Consider the following 15,339-nt stretch of genomic DNA (forward strand, 5'->3'; position numbering starts at 1 on the left):
TAGTAGCCTTGTTAGATGCCTCTACTAATTCCGGATCCGGTTGTCGGCGCATGGACGAAGGCGTTCCCCGCGCGAGCGCACGGCTTGAGATTGTCCGAGATCGCGGATGCCGATCTGAGGCTCTCGGAGTTCAGCACCCCGGTGATGACGGTGCACGCGGACGCGCTCGGACACAACGAACGAACCGTGTTCGACTGGGCGGCGGCTGCGGGCGTCGTGCTCGCGCCGCACGGCAAGACCACGATGGCGCCGGCTCTCTGGCAGCGGCTGCTGGATGCGGGCGCCTGGGGCATCACGGTCGCCACGCCATGGCAGGCGTCCGTCGCCATCGAAGCCGGCGTGCGCCGGGTGTTCATCGCGAACGCCGTGACGGATGCCGCGGCCGCCGCCGACCTCGGCAGGGCGCTCATCGCCGATCCCGATCTGCGGATCATCTGCTGGGCCGACTCGACGGACACCGTCGCCCTGCTCGCGAGCGCGGGCATCGAGCCGCGGCATCCGCTCGACGTCCTCGTCGAGCTCGGGGGCACCGGCGGGCGGACCGGCGCGCGAACCGTCGACGAAGGGGAGCGGATCGCCCAGGCCATCGCCGAGACCCCCGGACTGCGTCTGGCGGGCGTCGGCGGCTACGAGGGGCCGTTCGGTCCCGACCGCAGCGCGGAATCCGTGCAGGCCGTCGACGCCTACCTCGGCACGATCGTCGAACTGCACCGGCGGCTGTCCTATCCGGACGTCGACCGGCCCATTCTCACGGCCGGCGGCAGCGCGTTCCCCGATCGGGTCGCCGCCGTCTTCGCTCCACTCAACGATGAGGCCGAGATCGTGGTGCGATCGGGCGCCTTCCAGATCCACGACGACGGCTTCTACTCACGCATGTCGCCGTTCGGTCCGCTGACCGGCACCGCGCCGCTGCGCTCCGCCATGCACGCCTGGGCGCGGGTCGTCTCGCAGCCCGAACCCGGCCTGGCACTGCTGGATGCCGGCCGTCGCGATGTGCCCTTCGACATCGACCTTCCCGTGCCGCAGTCCGTCCGCGGCGAGATCACCGCGCTGAACGACCAGCACGCCTTCCTGCATCTCGAACCGGGCGCCCAGGCCCCTGTCGGCACAGTCGTGCGCCTCGGGCTCTCGCACCCGTGCACGGCGTTCGACAAGTGGCGCGTCATCCCGCTGATCGACGACCCGGATGCCGACGACCCGCGCGTGATCGGTGCGGTGGCGACATGCTTCTGAGCAGCGAACACGCCGCTGCCGGGCGGGTGCGCGTCTACCGCGGTGCGATCGTCGTCGACGGGACGGGCGCCGAGCGCTACCGGGCGGATGTCGCGGTCGAAGGCGAGCGGGTCGTCGCCGTGCTCCGGGCCGGAGACGATCGCACCCTCGAGCTGCCGGACGGCGCCGTCGAGATCGATGCCGAGGGCTTCGTCCTGGCCCCCGGATTCATCGACATGCACGCGCACAGCGACCTCGCGGTGCTGACGGGAGCGGCGCATCAGGCGAAGATCCGGCAGGGCGTGACGACAGAGGTCATCGGCCAGGACGGGCTCGGCTACGCGCCGCTCGACGACGCTGCGGCATCCGTCATCCCGGCGCAGATCGCGGGCTGGAACGGGATGCCTGCCGACGTGCCCTGGCGGACGATGGGCGACCTGCTCGCCGCGATCGACGATGCGACGGCCGCGAACGCGGCCGTGCTCGTGCCGCAGGGGAACCTCCGCATGATGACGGTCGGGCACGAGAACAGGCCGGCGACCCCGGATGAGGTCCAGGCCATGTGCGCGCTGCTGGGCGCGGCGCTTGATGCCGGTGCGTTCGGCATGTCGAGCGGCCTCACCTACACCCCCGGGATGTACGCCTCGACGGAGGAGCTCGAGGCGCTCTGCCGCGTCGTGGCCGAGCGCGGCGGTTACTGGGCGCCGCACACGCGCAGCTACGGCGGGGGAGCGCTGGACGCCTACCGCGAGGCGCTCGACATCGGGCGCCGCACCGGATGCCCCGTGCACCTCACGCACGCCACGATGAACTTCGCGCCCAACCGCGGTCGCGCCGACGATCTGCTCGCCCTCGTCGACGAGGCGATCGCGGACGGCGTCGACGTCACCCTCGACACCTATCCGTATCTGCCGGGCGCCACCACGCTCGCGGCCCTGCTGCCGAGCAGGCTGGCCGGTGGAGGCGACCTCATCGCCGCCATCCGCTCGCTCGATTCCGACGGACGCGAGCAGGTGCGCGTCGAGCTCGAGGAGATCGGCTGCGACGGCTTCCACGGCGAGCGTGCGGACTGGTCGCGGATCGAGATCTCCGGCGCCGCGAACCCGGCTCTGGCCGGACTCGTCGGGCGCACCGTCGCGCAGATCGCCGCCGACGAGGGACGCCGCGCGGTCGACGTCGTGCTCGACACCATCGTCGAGGATGCCGGCGCCACCGGCATCCTGATGCATATCGGCGACGAGGAGAACGTCCGCGCGATCATGCGGCACCCCCGCCACAGCGGCGGCAGCGACGGCATCCTGATCGGCGCGAAGCCGCACCCGCGCGGCTCCGGCACGTTCCCGCGCTACCTCGGCCACTACGTGCGCGAGCTCGGCGTGCTGAGCCTGGAGCAGGCGGTGCAGCACCTCTCAGGCACCCCCGCGCGCCGGCTCGGCCTGCACCGCGGCGACGCACCACGCGGCGTGATCCGCGAGGGCGCCGCCGCCGACCTCGTGCTCTTCGATCCGGAGACCATCGCCGCAGGCGCCACGTTCGACGACCCGCGAGCGACGCCCGCCGGGGTCGGCGAGGTGCTCGTCGCCGGAATCCCGGTCGTCACCGACGGCGACGTCACCGGTGCGACCCCGGGACGCGCACTGCGGATGCCGCCACCGCCGCACCGCGCGACGGTTCCGTTCATCGACGCGGTGATCGACGCTCAGGCTCCGCCCTTCGTCCTGGGCGCCGGCGCTCCCGTCGACGCGCCGGAGGCTCTCGCGGGCACTGCGACGATTCTGCGCGAGGCGCTCGGGCTCGGCGGGGACGTCGATCCGGATGCGCCGCGGATCGTCTTGCGCGTCGACGAAGAACTCGGCGCTGAGGAGTCCTTCCGCGTCGACGTCACCGCCGATCGCGTCGAGCTCACCGGGGCCGCACCGGTCGGCGTCTTCCGCGCCGCGATGACGCTGCGACAGATGTGCGCTCCCGAGGGCGCGATCGCGACGCGCATCCCGGCGGGCGCCTGGCGGGGGGCGCCGGCGTACGGATGGCGGGGAGCGATGCTCGACGTCGCCCGGCACTTCCGGCCCGCAGACGACATCCGCCGCCTCATCGACCTGCTGGCGGCGCACCACCTGAACGTGCTGCACCTGCACCTCACCGACGATCAGGGCTGGCGGTTCGAGGTGCCGGGATACCCGCGCCTCACCGACATCGGCGCGCGACGCGACGCCACCCAGGTCGGTCACGGCCCGCTCGCCACGGTCGAGGCCGGGGTGCACGAGGGCCACTACACGACCGCCGAGCTGCGCGGGCTCGTCGAATACGCCGCCGAGCGCTTCATCACCCTCGTGCCCGAGGTCGAGCTCCCCGGTCACGTGCAGGCCGCGCTCGCCGCCTATCCGGAGCTGGGTAACACCGACATCGGGGATCCGATCACGGCGCCGTGGGAGAGGTTCGGGGTGAATCCGCGCGTCCTCGCGCCGACGGAGGACGCGCTCGCCTTCGGCCGCGCGGCCATCGATTCGCTGTGTGATGTGTTCGACTCGCCGTGGATCGGCATCGGCGGCGACGAGGTCCCCGTCGACGAGTGGGCGCAGAGCCCTGCGGCAGTCGAGCGGATGCGGGAACTCGGGCTCGCTGCGGCGCACGAGGTGCAGCCGTGGTTCACCCGACACTTCGTCGACCATGTCCGCTCGCGCGGACGTACGGCTCTGGCATGGGATGAGGTGCTCGAGGGTGTCGTGCCCGACGGCGTCCGCATCCTCGCCTGGCGAGGGCCGGTGGCGATGGCGGAGGCGCTGCGCCGAGGCATCCCGGTCATCGGCTGCCCCGACATGAACGTCTATCTCGATTACCGGCAGTCGGAGGCGACGGATGAGCCCGTGCCTGTGGGCCCGCCGCTGACGATCGAGGGCGCATACGCGCTGCGCCTTCCGGACGGCGTCGCCGGAGGGCAGGCGAACACCTGGACCGAGCACCTGCCCACCCGCGACCGAGTGGACTTCGCGATGTTCCCCCGGCTGAGCGCGATCGCCGAACGGCTCTGGGCCGGCGGCGAGCCTGCTGACGTGGAGGAGTTCCTCCGTCGTCTGCCCACGCACCTGCGGCGACTCGAGGCCGCCGGTGTGCAGTATCGTCAGCTCAGCGGCCCGACCCCGGCGCAGCGCAGAGCGGGCATACCCGGAAAGCCGATGAGCGCGGCCGATCGCGAGCGGATCGTGGACGAACTCGTTTCCGGTCTCCGACTTGCGGAAACCTCCGTTCGTAAGGTGTACTAACAAACATGTCCGTTTCGGAGGAGCCACGGCAGCCGACCCCTGCCGAGAATGTCAGCGCGCAGCGGCATGCCTTCGGGCCCGCGCGCCACCTGCGTTCGCGCGCCAAGGTCCTTCCCGAGCACGCACGCGGGCACAACCGCGCGCTCGTGCTGCAGACGCTGTATCACTCCGGCTCGATGAGCCGCGCCGACCTGTCCAGGGAGACCGGTCTGACGCGCGTGACCATCTCGGATCTCGTGTCCGAGTTCATCGCCGACGGCATCGTCGTCGAGCTCGGCATCCGCGAGACGGTGGGCCCGGGCAAGCCTCCCATCCTCATCGACATCGACCGGCTCGGCCACCAGATCATCGGTCTCGACCTCTCCGACGCGGAGGTGCTCCGCGGAGCGGTGATCAGCCTTGACGGAGACGTGCTGCAGCGGCGCGAGGTCGCCCGCCCGGCCAAGTCCGACGGCGCCGCGGCCTACGCCGCCGTGCTGGGCCTCGCACGCGAGCTGGTCGGCGCCGCCACGACCGCGTTGCTCGGCGTCGGCATCGGCACCCCTGGCGTCGTCCGTCCTGACGGGGTCGTGGTCAGCTCGCCGAACCTGGGCTGGACCGATTTCGCGCTGGAGGCGCAGCTCGGGCTCGACCTCGACCTGCCGGTGCTCGCGCGGAACGACGCGAACGCCGCGGTGCTCGCCGAGTACACCTTCGGCGATGCACGGTCGGACTTCATCCTCATCAAGATCGGCGTCGGCGTCGGAGCCGGTCTCATCGCCGGCAGCCAGCCGTTGGTCGGCAGCCGCTTCGCCGCGGGCGAGATCGGGCACGTGGTCGTCGGCACCGACGGCGGCCCGCGGTGCGTCTGCGGAAGAGACGGCTGCCTGGAGGCGTGGCTGAGCGTCACACGGCTCCGCGGCGAGGTCGAGGCGCACCCCGAGTCGCGTGAGGCGATCCTGCGCGATGCCGGCGCGCGCATGGCGATCGCCGTCGCGCCGATCGTGACCGCCCTCGATCTGTCGGAGGTCGTCCTCTCCGGCCCCGCCGACCTGCTGGACGGCCCGTTCATCCAGGCCGCCACCGAGACACTGCGCGCCCGCACTCTCGAGGGCGTCTTCGACGACGTCGTCATCCGCCTCACCCGCCAGGACGACATCGTGCTGCGCGGCGCCGCGGTCATGGTGCTCTCCAGTCAGCTGGGAGTCTCGTAGTGACATCAGCCATGCCGACCGCGAGCGCCGGCGGGCCCATCCGCGTCGGCCTCGACATCGGAGGGACCAAGACGGATGCTGTCGCCATCGCCGGCGACGACATCATCGGGCGCATCCGCCGAGCCTCCGGACATGGCGACGAAGCGGTCATCGCGAACGTGGTCGACAGCGTCCGTGAGCTGCAGGCCGAAGCGGGATTCGACCTCGCCGATGTGCGCAGCGTCGGCGTCGGCATCCCCGGTCTGGTCGACGCGGCGAAGGGCCGCGTGCTCCACGCCGTCAACCTCGGCGTCGAGACGCTCGATCTCGCGGCGCTGTCCGGTGCGCGGCTCGGCGTCCCGGTCGCGGTCGAGAACGACGTCAAGGCTGCGGCACTCGGCGCCGCCGCGATCCGCGGAGCGAACACCGGCACCTCGATGGCGTACCTGAACCTCGGCACCGGCGTCGCAGCTGGCATCGTCACCGGCGGCGTGCTGTGGCGCGGTGCGCGCGGCACCGCCGGCGAGGTCGGGCACATCTCCGTCGACCCCGCAGGACGACTGTGCACGTGCGGTCAGCGCGGCTGTGTCGAGACTCTGTGCGGCGGGGGAGCGCTCGCTCGTGCGTGGGGGCGCCCCGGTGCGCTTCCGGTACGCGACATCTTCGACGCCGCGGACCAGGGCGACACCGAGGCCCTGCTCCTGCGCGCCGACCTCTCGCGGGGCGCCGCAGCAGCCGTGCGGATCCTTGTGCTCAGCGCCGACGTCGAGACGGTCGTCATCGGGGGCGGACTCACCGCTCTCGGAGAACGCCTCGGCGATGGCATCCGCACCGCACTCATCGCCGATGCCGCCGGCTCGCCGTTCCTGCGGTCGCTGAGACTCGATGAGAGAATCGAGATGCTTCCTTCCGGTTCCCCTGCGGCCGCCCTCGGCGCCGCGCTGGTCGGTTCGCACGTTCCCGAACAGGAGATCGCCGTACATGGCTGAAGTCGTCATCGTCGAAAGCGCCGGCGCTGCCGGTGCACTGGTCGCAGATGAGATCGTCCGCCTGATCAATCAGAAGCCGGATGCCGTGCTCGGGCTTGCGACCGGATCGACCCCGCTGCCGGTCTACCAGGCGCTGCACGGTCGGCTCGCCGGCACCGACGTGTCACAGGTGCGAGGGTTCGCGCTGGACGAGTACGTCGGCATCGACCCCACACATCCCGAGAGCTACCGGTCGGTCATCACGCGCGAAGTCGTCGAGCCCCTCGGGCTCGACCCGGACCGCATCAAGACGCCGAACGGCGCGCAGGACGGCATCGAGCACGCCGGTGATGACTACGAGGCAGCGATCGAGGCGGCCGGCGGCGTCGACCTGCAGATCCTCGGTATCGGCACGGACGGACACATCGGCTTCAACGAGCCGGGCTCGTCGTTCGCCTCCCGGACGCGGGTGAAGACGCTCACCCAGCAGACCCGCAAGGACAACGCACGCTTCTTCGACTCGATCGACGACGTTCCCATGCACTGCATCACCCAGGGACTCGGCACGATCCTTCGTGCGCGTCACCTCGTGCTGCTCGCGTTCGGCGAGGGCAAGGCGCGTGCCGTCGCAGAGGCCGTCGAGGGGCCGGTCAGCGCGATCCTGCCGGGATCGGCGGTGCAGCTGCACGAGCATGTCACCGTGGTCGTCGACGAGGCCGCCGCCTCTCAACTGAAGCTTGCGGACTACTACCGGTACACGTTCGACAACAAGCCGGACTGGCAGGGGATCTAAGCCCGCTCGAACGCTTCGACGGGCTCAGCGACCGAAGGTCATCCGGCTGTTCCCTGAGCCTGTCGAAGGCCGGGCCAGGCGATCGGGAGCAGATGCTCCAGGCTCAGCGGCGCGAGCTCGAGCGAGCCGATCTGGTCGGCGGTGATCCACCGCAGCTCGGCGAGCTCGGCCTGCACGGTGACGGCATCCGCGTCGATCGTGAGGGAGAACGCGTCGGCGACCACGCGGTGACCGGGCTCGTTCGCGGCCGCTGACACGAACCGGCCCAGCGGTGCCAGAGCGTGCTCGTCGACCCGTAGCCCGAGTTCCTCGTCGAGCTCTCGTGCGAGCGTCTGCGCGGGGCTCTCGCCGGCCTCCGGCTTGCCGCCGGGCTGCATGAACGCCGTGGTGCCCTGCTTGCGCACGACCAGTACACGGCCTGCCCCGTCGTCGATGATCGCGGCACTCACATGGATGTCAGGCACGGGCGAACACCTTTCCCTGGTTCAGGATGCCGAGCGGGTCGAAGACGGCCTTGATCTGCCGTTGCAGCTCCCACTGATCGTCTCCGAGCTCCTCGGCGAGCCAGCGGCTCTTCAGCATCCCGATCCCGTGCTCGCCGGTGAGCGTGCCGCCCAGCCGGATCGCGGCGCGGAACAGTTCGTCCGCGGCCGCCCAGATCCGCTCGGGAACCTCGGCCCCCTCGAAGATGAAGTTCGGGTGCAGGTTGCCGTCGCCGGCGTGCGCGACGGTCGGGATCGTCAGACCGTAGGCCGCCTCGATGCGGCTGATCTCGTCGAACATGGCCGGCAGTGCGCTGCGCGGAACCGAGACGTCCTCGATCAGCGTCGTGCCGAGGGCCGCCATCGCGCCGTGCATGGCGCGGCGGATGGCGAGCAGCCGCTCGCCCTCTGCGCGATCCTGCGTGAGCGTCACCCGGCCACCGACCGCGCCGAGCGTCGCCGCGATGCGGTCGGCTTCCGCCGCCGCGGCGGGGCCGTCGGTCTGGATCGTCAGCTGGGAAGTGCCGGCGTCAGGTGCCGGGAGGGCGAGGTGGGCATGGACCGCGGCGAGGCACGTGGCATCTATGAGCTCCATGATCGCCGGCTGCGCACCGGATGCCGTGACCGCCGCCGAGCCGGCTGCAGCGGCGCGCACGGTGGGGAACAGGGCCGTCAAGGTGCAGATCTCGCCCTCGACGAGCCGGCGGAGCTTGAGCGTCGCGCCGACCACGACGCCGAGCGTGCCCTCCGACCCGATGACGAGCGAGGTGAGATCGAGGCCGGTCACGCCCTTCACGCTGCGGTGCCCGAGGTGCAGGAGGCGCCCGTCGGCGAGCACGAGATCCACGCCGAGCACCGCGTCGCGGACGACGCCGTACTTCGCGCACAGCAGTCCGCCTGCGCCGGTGGCGATGTTGCCGCCGACGGTGGAGATGTCGCGGCTGGCCGGATCCGGCGGCCACCACAGCCCCTCGCCGGCGAGCAGGGCGTTCAGCTCGGCGTTCAGGATGCCGGGTTCGACGACCGCGATCAGGTCGTCCTGCCGGACCTCGAGAACCCGGTTCATCTGCGTTGTCGACAGCACGATCTCACCGGGACCGGCGTTCGCGCCGCCCGCGAGTCCTGTACCCGCGCCGCGGACGACGACGGGCGTGCGCGTCTCGGTCGCGATCCGCATCACCTGCTGGACCTCGGCAACGGTGCGGGCGTGCACGACGGCCAGCGGGCGGCCGGGGGACCGGTGCCCAGAGCTGTCAGCGCGCGCGGCCTCGAGCGCGTCCTCGGTGACATCGACGATGTCTCCGAGCGCGTCCCGCAGGACCGCGGCGACGGTCACTGCAGATTTCTCCGACCGGCGAAGAGCCCGGCGGCCACGGCGACGACGGCGAATGCGATGCCCGCCCATGCCTGGCCCATCGACCACCACGCCAGCGTCACACCCGCGTAGATCAGCAGCTCGACCGCGGCACGGATGAACGGATGCAGGCGAAGAACCGGTCGCGGCGAGAGGAACAGCGCCCACATCAGCAGCACGATCACGGGCGCTCCGATGCCGAGCACCAGGTTCCACGGGAACTCCCACATCGCGAAGCCCCAGAGCGCCAGCGATGCGAGCGCCGCGATCAGGACGATGGCCCGGATGATGTCGAGAGGAGTGAGGTTCGGACGGGTGACACCGGGCACGGCGTCGGGAGCTTCGGACATGCTCCCAGTCTATTCGGCGGGTGCGGTGGCCACGGTCGCGGTGGCGGTCTCGGGCTCGGCCATGGCGGCCGCGTCGGTCTCCGCTGGGGTGGCCGTGACGGAAACCGTCTCCGGAGCGGGGTCCTCGGCGACCGTCGCTTCGTTCGCGGCGGCTGCATCGTCGGTCACCGTCGAATCGTCGACGACCGGGTCGTCCGCGTCCGGACCCGAAGACGGCGGTGGTACCGGTGTCCCGGCATCCGATTCAGGCGTCTCGGGCAACGGGCATGGCGGCCCGTCGTAGAGGTCGTTCAGCCCGATGGCGACAACCTCGCCCCGTACGTCGTCGACGATATAGCTCAGTGTCACTGGGGCGTGGGACGCGATCTGCTCGTCGGTGGGCTGCAGAACAGCGGTGCCGGTGCCATCGCCCGCCAGAATTGCGGTGTAGGTGCTGTCGGTCACGACTCCGTCGATATCGATCCGGACCTTGGCATTCGCGACGCCAGTGAGCGGCACCGAATATTCGGTGATCGGGCGCAGCTCGTCACCGGAGCAGGTCCGATCGGCCGGTCCCCACGTCGGCACGCCGGCAGGAACGCCGGGCTCGGGCGTAGGACTCGGGTTCACGGGCGGGTTCGGTTTGACCGGCGGTTCGGTCGCCTCGCTGCTGTCGCCGCCTTCCACGCGCTCATCGGATGCGCCGGCATCGGCCGTCGGCGGGACGCCGTCGGCTTTCGGGGCTGCCTTCGGCGCGGTGTCGACCTTCTTATCCTCCGGCGCGTCTTCGCTCAGCTCGAGAAGGAACCTGTCCTCTGAATCGACCTCGCCGTTGGGCGACACCTCGGAGGAGATCGACGAGCCGTCGGCGTCTCCAGCGCTGGGGAGCGACGTCACCGGGCTGGCATTGACGAGACCGGGAACGATCGTCGCCGCCGCGACGACACCGGCGACGACGAGGGCGGCCGAGCCTGCCCCGACCAGCGCACCGATCCCGGTGATCGTGCCGCCGGGAGTCGCGCTTGCACCGGTCATGGCGGCCGTGATGTCGCGAGGGCCTGCGGCGGTTCCACCGAAGGCGACCACGCTGGACGGCATCGGCTCGGTCGCGCCTGCGGGGATCCCGCCGGCCTGGACCATCGCCGTGTAGCCGGCGGCGGCGCTGATGCCGAGCACGAGCGGGAGCAGGACGGCGGCCAGACGGCCTGCGACATCCTTCGCAGCCTCTGCGACGACGAGACAGCGTGCGCAGTCCTCGAAATGCCGGTCGGCGCGCTGCAGATCGCGAGTGCTGAGGTTGCCGCGCGAGTGCGCACCGATGTGCCCGATGACCCAGTGGCATTCGGAATCGGATGCCGTGCTGCGCAGCTGCACCTGGAGCCACGCTTCGCGGAACCCCTCGCGCGCGCGGGATGCGAGCTGCGAGACAGCTCCCGCGCGCATCCCGAGCAGCGGTGCGGCCTGCGCGGCATCCATCTGCTCGATGTCGGCGTACCAGAGGACTTCCTGCCAGCGTGCGGGCAGGCCGCGGAACGCCTGCGCGGTCAGCGCGGGATCAAGAGCCTCAGTCGACGAGAGCTCAGCGCTGTCGGGATCGGTGACGGTCTCGAGCTCCTCCGTGACAGTGTCGCGGCTGGGACGGCCCCACGCGGCGGCGGTGTTGCGGATGGTTGTGAACAGGTGGGCCCGGAACGATCCGTTCGGGCCGCTGCCCTTGAGGATGGCCTGGTGGATCCGCGTGAAGGATTCCTGAACCAGTTCGCCGGGGTCGATGCTGGACGTGATCGACTGCGCGGCGGCGATGCCCGACGAGTGGTGTCGTCGCCACAGCTCAGCGAAGGCCGTGCCGGCACCCGAGCGGGCGCGAAGGATCAGCTCGGCGTCTGCGGCCGATTCGGTGTGGAAGGTCTCGTTCTGGTTGCGCACTGTCATCCGTATGCTGCGGAGTGGTTTCTCCGCATGACGAGGCGCGTGCGCCGGTTCTGCGTCACGCGCCCGAGCCATTCTCCCTCGAAATCACGAGTGAGGCCAGCCCTGTTGATAACTCGCATCCGACTCATTGAAGATTCCGCGATTGCGCCCAGTCAAGACAGCCGCGCGCCGGTCTGCACATGGACCACGCGCAGTCGTTCGTCCAGCAGGACGGCGTCGGCCAGGAAGCCGGGAGCGAGCGCGCCGACCTGCGCTCCGACCCCGATCGCCTCCGCAGGGGTCTGAGTGAGCGCGCGCACCGCGTCGGTGAGCGGTACTCCGGCCTGGACGGTCCGCTGCAATGCGACATCCTGAGTGAGCGTCGAGCCTGCGATGGAGCCGGTGTCGTCGGCGCGGGCGATGCCGTCGGCCACCGTGACTCGCACCGCTCCGAGGTCGTAGTGACCGTCCGCGCTGCCGGCCGCGGCCATTGCATCCGTCACGAGCGCCACGCGGCCCGGGGCCGAATCGAACAGCAGCTTGATGACCGTCGGGTCCAGGTGCACGTTGTCGGCGATCGCCTCCAGCACGACGCGGTGGTCGGCGGCGGCCGCCAGCACGGGTCCGGGAGCGCGGTGATGGATGCCGGGCATCGCATTGAACGCGTGGGTGAGGATCGTGGCACCGGCCTCGAACGCGGCGGCCGCCCTCGCGGCATCCGCGTTGGTGTGACCGACGGCCGCTGCCGCACCAGCGGCGACGATCAGGCGGATCGCGTCGATCCCGCCGGGGAGCTCCGGGGCGATCGTGACCTGGCGCACCGTGCCGCGACCGGCATCCAGAAGCCGCTGAACATCCGCGGCCACCGGGTCGCGCAGCAGCGACGGCTCGTGAGCGCCGTGGTGCCCCGGATCGAGGAACGGACCCTCCAGGTGCGAGCCGAGAATGTCGGCATCCGTCTGCATGAGATCCGCGATCTCGCCGACCCTGCGCGCGAGATCGTCGAGCGGTGCGGTCACCAGCGAGACGACCGCGCGGGTCGTGCCGTGCGCCCGGTGCAGATCGCGGGCGGTCCGGATCGCGTCGATGCCGTCGTCGAAGGATGCTCCTGCACCGCCGTGGCCGTGGATGTCGATGAACCCGGGCGTGAGGATGGCGCCGGTGCCGGCGGCGTCCGTCGCGTCGATGACCGTGTCGGCATCGGTCCAGTCGGAGCCCGTGCCGACGGCTGCGACCGATCCGTTCTCGAAGCGCACCCACGCATCTGCCGTCTCGGTGCCGCCGGTGATCAGACGGGCGGAGTGGATGACGGTTGAGACCATGAACAAAACCTACCTCGCGCGGGGGAGTCCGCTATGCTCGAACCGTCGCGACTGGCGTCTGGGTGGGTCACCACCGGGGAGCGACCGTTACGGAATTCGACCGCGCGCCTGGGCCGATGACATCCACACCCGATGGCAGTTTCCGCAACGAAAGAGGACGACATGACCGATCCGTACTTCAACGCCCCGCTCTCCGAGGTCGATCCGGAGATCGCCGAGGTCCTCGACCGCGAGCTGAACCGTCAGCGCACGTTCCTCGAGATGATCGCCTCCGAGAACTTCGTGCCCGTCTCCGTGCTGCAGTCGCAGGGGTCGGTGCTCACCAACAAGTACGCCGAGGGCTACCCCGGCCGCCGCTATTACGGCGGTTGCGAAGAGGTCGACGTCGCCGAGTCCCTCGCGATCGAGCGGGTCAAGGCGCTGTTCGGCGCGGAGTTCGCGAACGTCCAGCCGCACTCCGGCGCCACCGCGAACGCCGCCGTCATGCACGCCATCGCCCGCCCCGGCGACACGCTCCTGGGCCTGTCGCTCGACCACGGCGGCCACCTCACGCACGGCATGAAGATCAACTTCTCCGGCCGCCTGTACGACATCGTCGCGTACGGCGTCGACCCGGAGACCTCGCTCGTCGACATGGACGAGGTGCGCCGCCTGGCCATCGAGCACAAGCCCAAGGTCATCGTCGCCGGCTGGTCGGCGTACCCGCGTCAGCTGGACTTCGCGAAGTTCCGCGAGATCGCCGATGAGGTCGGCGCCTACCTGTGGGTCGACATGGCGCACTTCGCCGGTCTCGTCGCCGCGGGGCTGCACCCCAACCCGGTGCCCCACGCGCACGTCGTCTCGTCGACGGTGCACAAGACGATCGGCGGCCCCCGCTCGGGCTTCATCCTGTCGAACGACGCCGACATCGCGAAGAAGGTCAACTCCGCCGTGTTCCCGGGCCAGCAGGGCGGACCGCTCATGCACGTCATCGCCGCGAAGGCCACGGCGTTCAAGCTCGCAGCGACCCCCGAGTTCAAGGACCGTCAGCAGCGCACGCTCAGCGGTGCGAGCATCCTCGCCGATCGCCTCACCCAGCAGGACGTCAAGGATGCCGGCATCGCGGTGCGCTCCGGCGGCACCGACGTGCACCTCGTGCTCGTCGACCTGCGGGATGCCGCGATCGACGGCAAGCAGGCCGAAGACCTGCTGCACGACATCCACATCACCGTGAACCGCAACGCAGTCCCGAACGACCCTCGCCCGCCGATGGTCACCTCGGGTCTGCGCATCGGCACGGCGGCGCTCGCGACGCGCGGGTTCGGGGATGCCGAGTTCACCGAGGTCGCCGACATCATCGCCCTGGCTCTGCTGCCCGAAGCGGATGCTGCAGCGCTCAAGGCCAGGGTCGATGCCCTCGCGACGTCGTTCCCCCTGTACCCCGACCTGCAGCAGTAACCCCCCGACCCCCACCTCCTGCCCGCGAGACTGCATTCCGCGGCCGAGATCGCCGGAATCGCCGTGCATCTCATCCGCGGAATGCAATCTCGGGGAGGCAGCGCTGACGATTGGAGCGTGACATGACCGCGCAGACACTGGACGGCAAGACCGCAGCCGCTGAGATCCGCAGCGAGCTCACCGAGCGGGTCGCGGCGCTTAAGGCGCAGGGCATCACCCCCGGCATCGCCACGGTGCTCGTCGGAGCGGACCCGGCATCCCAGCTGTACGTCGGGATGAAGCACCGGCAGTCCGAGGCCATCGGCATGAACTCGATCCAGCGCGAGCTGCCGGCGGATGCCACGCAGGAAGAGGTCGAGGCGCTGATCGACGAGCTCAACGCCGACCCGGACTGCCACGGCTACATCGTGCAGCTGCCGCTTCCGAAGCACATCGACACCGACCGCATCCTCGAGCGCATCGATCCGGCCAAGGATGCCGACGGCCTCCACCCGACCAATCTCGGCCGACTCGTGCTGAACGTGAACGCTCCGATCCACACGCCGCTGCCGTGCACACCGCGCGGCGTGATCGAGCTGCTGCTGCGCAACGACTACGACCTGAAGGGCAAGCACGTCGTGGTCGTCGGCCGCGGCGTGACGATCGGACGCCCGATGGGACTGCTGCTGACCCGCCGCGACATCAACGCGACCGTGACGCAGGTGCACACCGGCACGCCCGACATGGCGCCGTACCTCCGCATGGCCGACGTGATCGTCGCCGGGGCGGGCGTCAAGCACCTCGTCCGCGCGGAGGACGTCAAGCCCGGTGCCGCCGTGCTCGATGTCGGAGTGACCCGCGAGGACGACCCGGAGACCGGCAAGAGCAAGGTGTTCGGCGACGTGCATCCCGACGTCGCGGAGGTCGCCGGCTACCTGTCGCCCAACCCCGGTGGAGTCGGGCCGATGACCGTCGCGCTGCTGATGACGAACGTGGTCGAGGCAGCGGAGCGGGCTGCAGCGGCAGCGGGTTGAGGTAGCGGTTTCGACTCGCTGCGCTCGCTCAACCCGTTTCGTCTCCGACGGCTGCGCCGTCTCCGCTCAACGCCCGCACCAAGGTT

At 70.6% G+C, this 15,339-nt stretch carries 12 protein-coding genes and 1 riboswitch; of the genes, 7 read left to right on the forward strand and 5 right to left on the reverse strand.

The window, feature by feature from the left end; translation table 11 throughout:
- Positions 1-15: 15 nt before the first annotated feature.
- The 5 genes from MAE01_RS10985 to nagB are packed head-to-tail and all read left to right on the forward strand — an operon-like array spanning position 16 to position 7,405.
- Positions 16-1,233, forward strand: coding sequence for an alanine racemase (locus MAE01_RS10985; RefSeq protein ID WP_147039600.1), 1,218 nt, complete (start codon positions 16-18; stop codon positions 1,231-1,233).
- A complete protein-coding gene (locus MAE01_RS10990) occupies positions 1,224-4,472 on the forward strand; it encodes a family 20 glycosylhydrolase (RefSeq protein ID WP_147039601.1) in 3,249 nt (1,082 codons plus the stop codon). The genes MAE01_RS10985 and MAE01_RS10990 overlap by 10 nt, the downstream gene beginning before the upstream one ends.
- A gap of 5 nt (positions 4,473-4,477) precedes the next feature.
- Complete coding sequence (locus MAE01_RS10995) at positions 4,478-5,665, forward strand: ROK family transcriptional regulator (RefSeq protein ID WP_147039602.1); 1,188 nt, start codon at positions 4,478-4,480, stop codon at positions 5,663-5,665.
- Positions 5,666-5,703: 38 nt separating this feature from the next.
- Positions 5,704-6,633, forward strand: a complete 930-nt coding sequence (locus MAE01_RS11000; RefSeq protein WP_147039637.1) for an ROK family protein — start codon at positions 5,704-5,706, stop codon at positions 6,631-6,633.
- Complete coding sequence (gene nagB / locus MAE01_RS11005) at positions 6,626-7,405, forward strand: glucosamine-6-phosphate deaminase (protein WP_147039603.1); 780 nt, start codon at positions 6,626-6,628, stop codon at positions 7,403-7,405. The genes MAE01_RS11000 and nagB overlap by 8 nt, the downstream gene beginning before the upstream one ends.
- Before the next feature lie 38 nt (positions 7,406-7,443).
- On the opposite strand, the gene MAE01_RS11010 is transcribed toward nagB, so the two are convergent.
- From MAE01_RS11010 to nagA, 5 genes are all read right to left on the reverse strand, one after another.
- Positions 7,444-7,869, reverse strand: a complete 426-nt coding sequence (locus tag MAE01_RS11010) for an NUDIX hydrolase (protein ID WP_147039604.1) — start codon at positions 7,867-7,869, stop codon at positions 7,444-7,446.
- Positions 7,862-9,223, reverse strand: coding sequence for an FAD-binding oxidoreductase (locus tag MAE01_RS11015; protein WP_229718063.1), 1,362 nt, complete (start codon positions 9,221-9,223; stop codon positions 7,862-7,864). Before MAE01_RS11015 ends, MAE01_RS11010 begins: the two co-directional genes overlap by 8 nt.
- Positions 9,220-9,591, reverse strand: a complete 372-nt coding sequence (locus MAE01_RS11020; protein ID WP_147039606.1) for a YrdB family protein — start codon at positions 9,589-9,591, stop codon at positions 9,220-9,222. The genes MAE01_RS11015 and MAE01_RS11020 overlap by 4 nt, the downstream gene beginning before the upstream one ends.
- Positions 9,592-9,600: 9 nt before the next feature.
- Positions 9,601-11,502 (reverse strand): sigma-70 family RNA polymerase sigma factor, encoded by a 1,902-nt coding sequence (locus tag MAE01_RS11025; protein ID WP_186806214.1) that lies wholly within the window; start codon positions 11,500-11,502, stop codon positions 9,601-9,603.
- A 152-nt stretch (positions 11,503-11,654) separates the two neighbouring features.
- Positions 11,655-12,803: an N-acetylglucosamine-6-phosphate deacetylase gene (nagA, locus tag MAE01_RS11030; RefSeq protein WP_147039608.1), complete on the reverse strand. Its 1,149-nt coding sequence runs from the start codon at positions 12,801-12,803 to the stop codon at positions 11,655-11,657.
- Between the two features lie 37 nt (positions 12,804-12,840).
- A riboswitch (ZMP/ZTP riboswitch) is annotated at positions 12,841-12,924 on the forward strand.
- A 41-nt stretch (positions 12,925-12,965) separates the two neighbouring features.
- Between nagA and glyA the strand changes: the two genes are divergently transcribed.
- Positions 12,966-14,240, forward strand: a complete 1,275-nt coding sequence (gene glyA / locus MAE01_RS11035) for a serine hydroxymethyltransferase (protein WP_147039609.1) — start codon at positions 12,966-12,968, stop codon at positions 14,238-14,240.
- 122 nt (positions 14,241-14,362) lie between these two features.
- Entirely contained in the window at positions 14,363-15,253 is an 891-nt protein-coding gene (locus MAE01_RS11040; RefSeq protein ID WP_147039610.1) for a bifunctional methylenetetrahydrofolate dehydrogenase/methenyltetrahydrofolate cyclohydrolase, read from the forward strand.
- Positions 15,254-15,339: the final 86 nt, after the last annotated feature.

The sequence above is a fragment of the Microbacterium aerolatum genome (assembly GCF_007988825.1).
GTDB lineage: Bacteria > Actinomycetota > Actinomycetes > Actinomycetales > Microbacteriaceae > Microbacterium > Microbacterium aerolatum.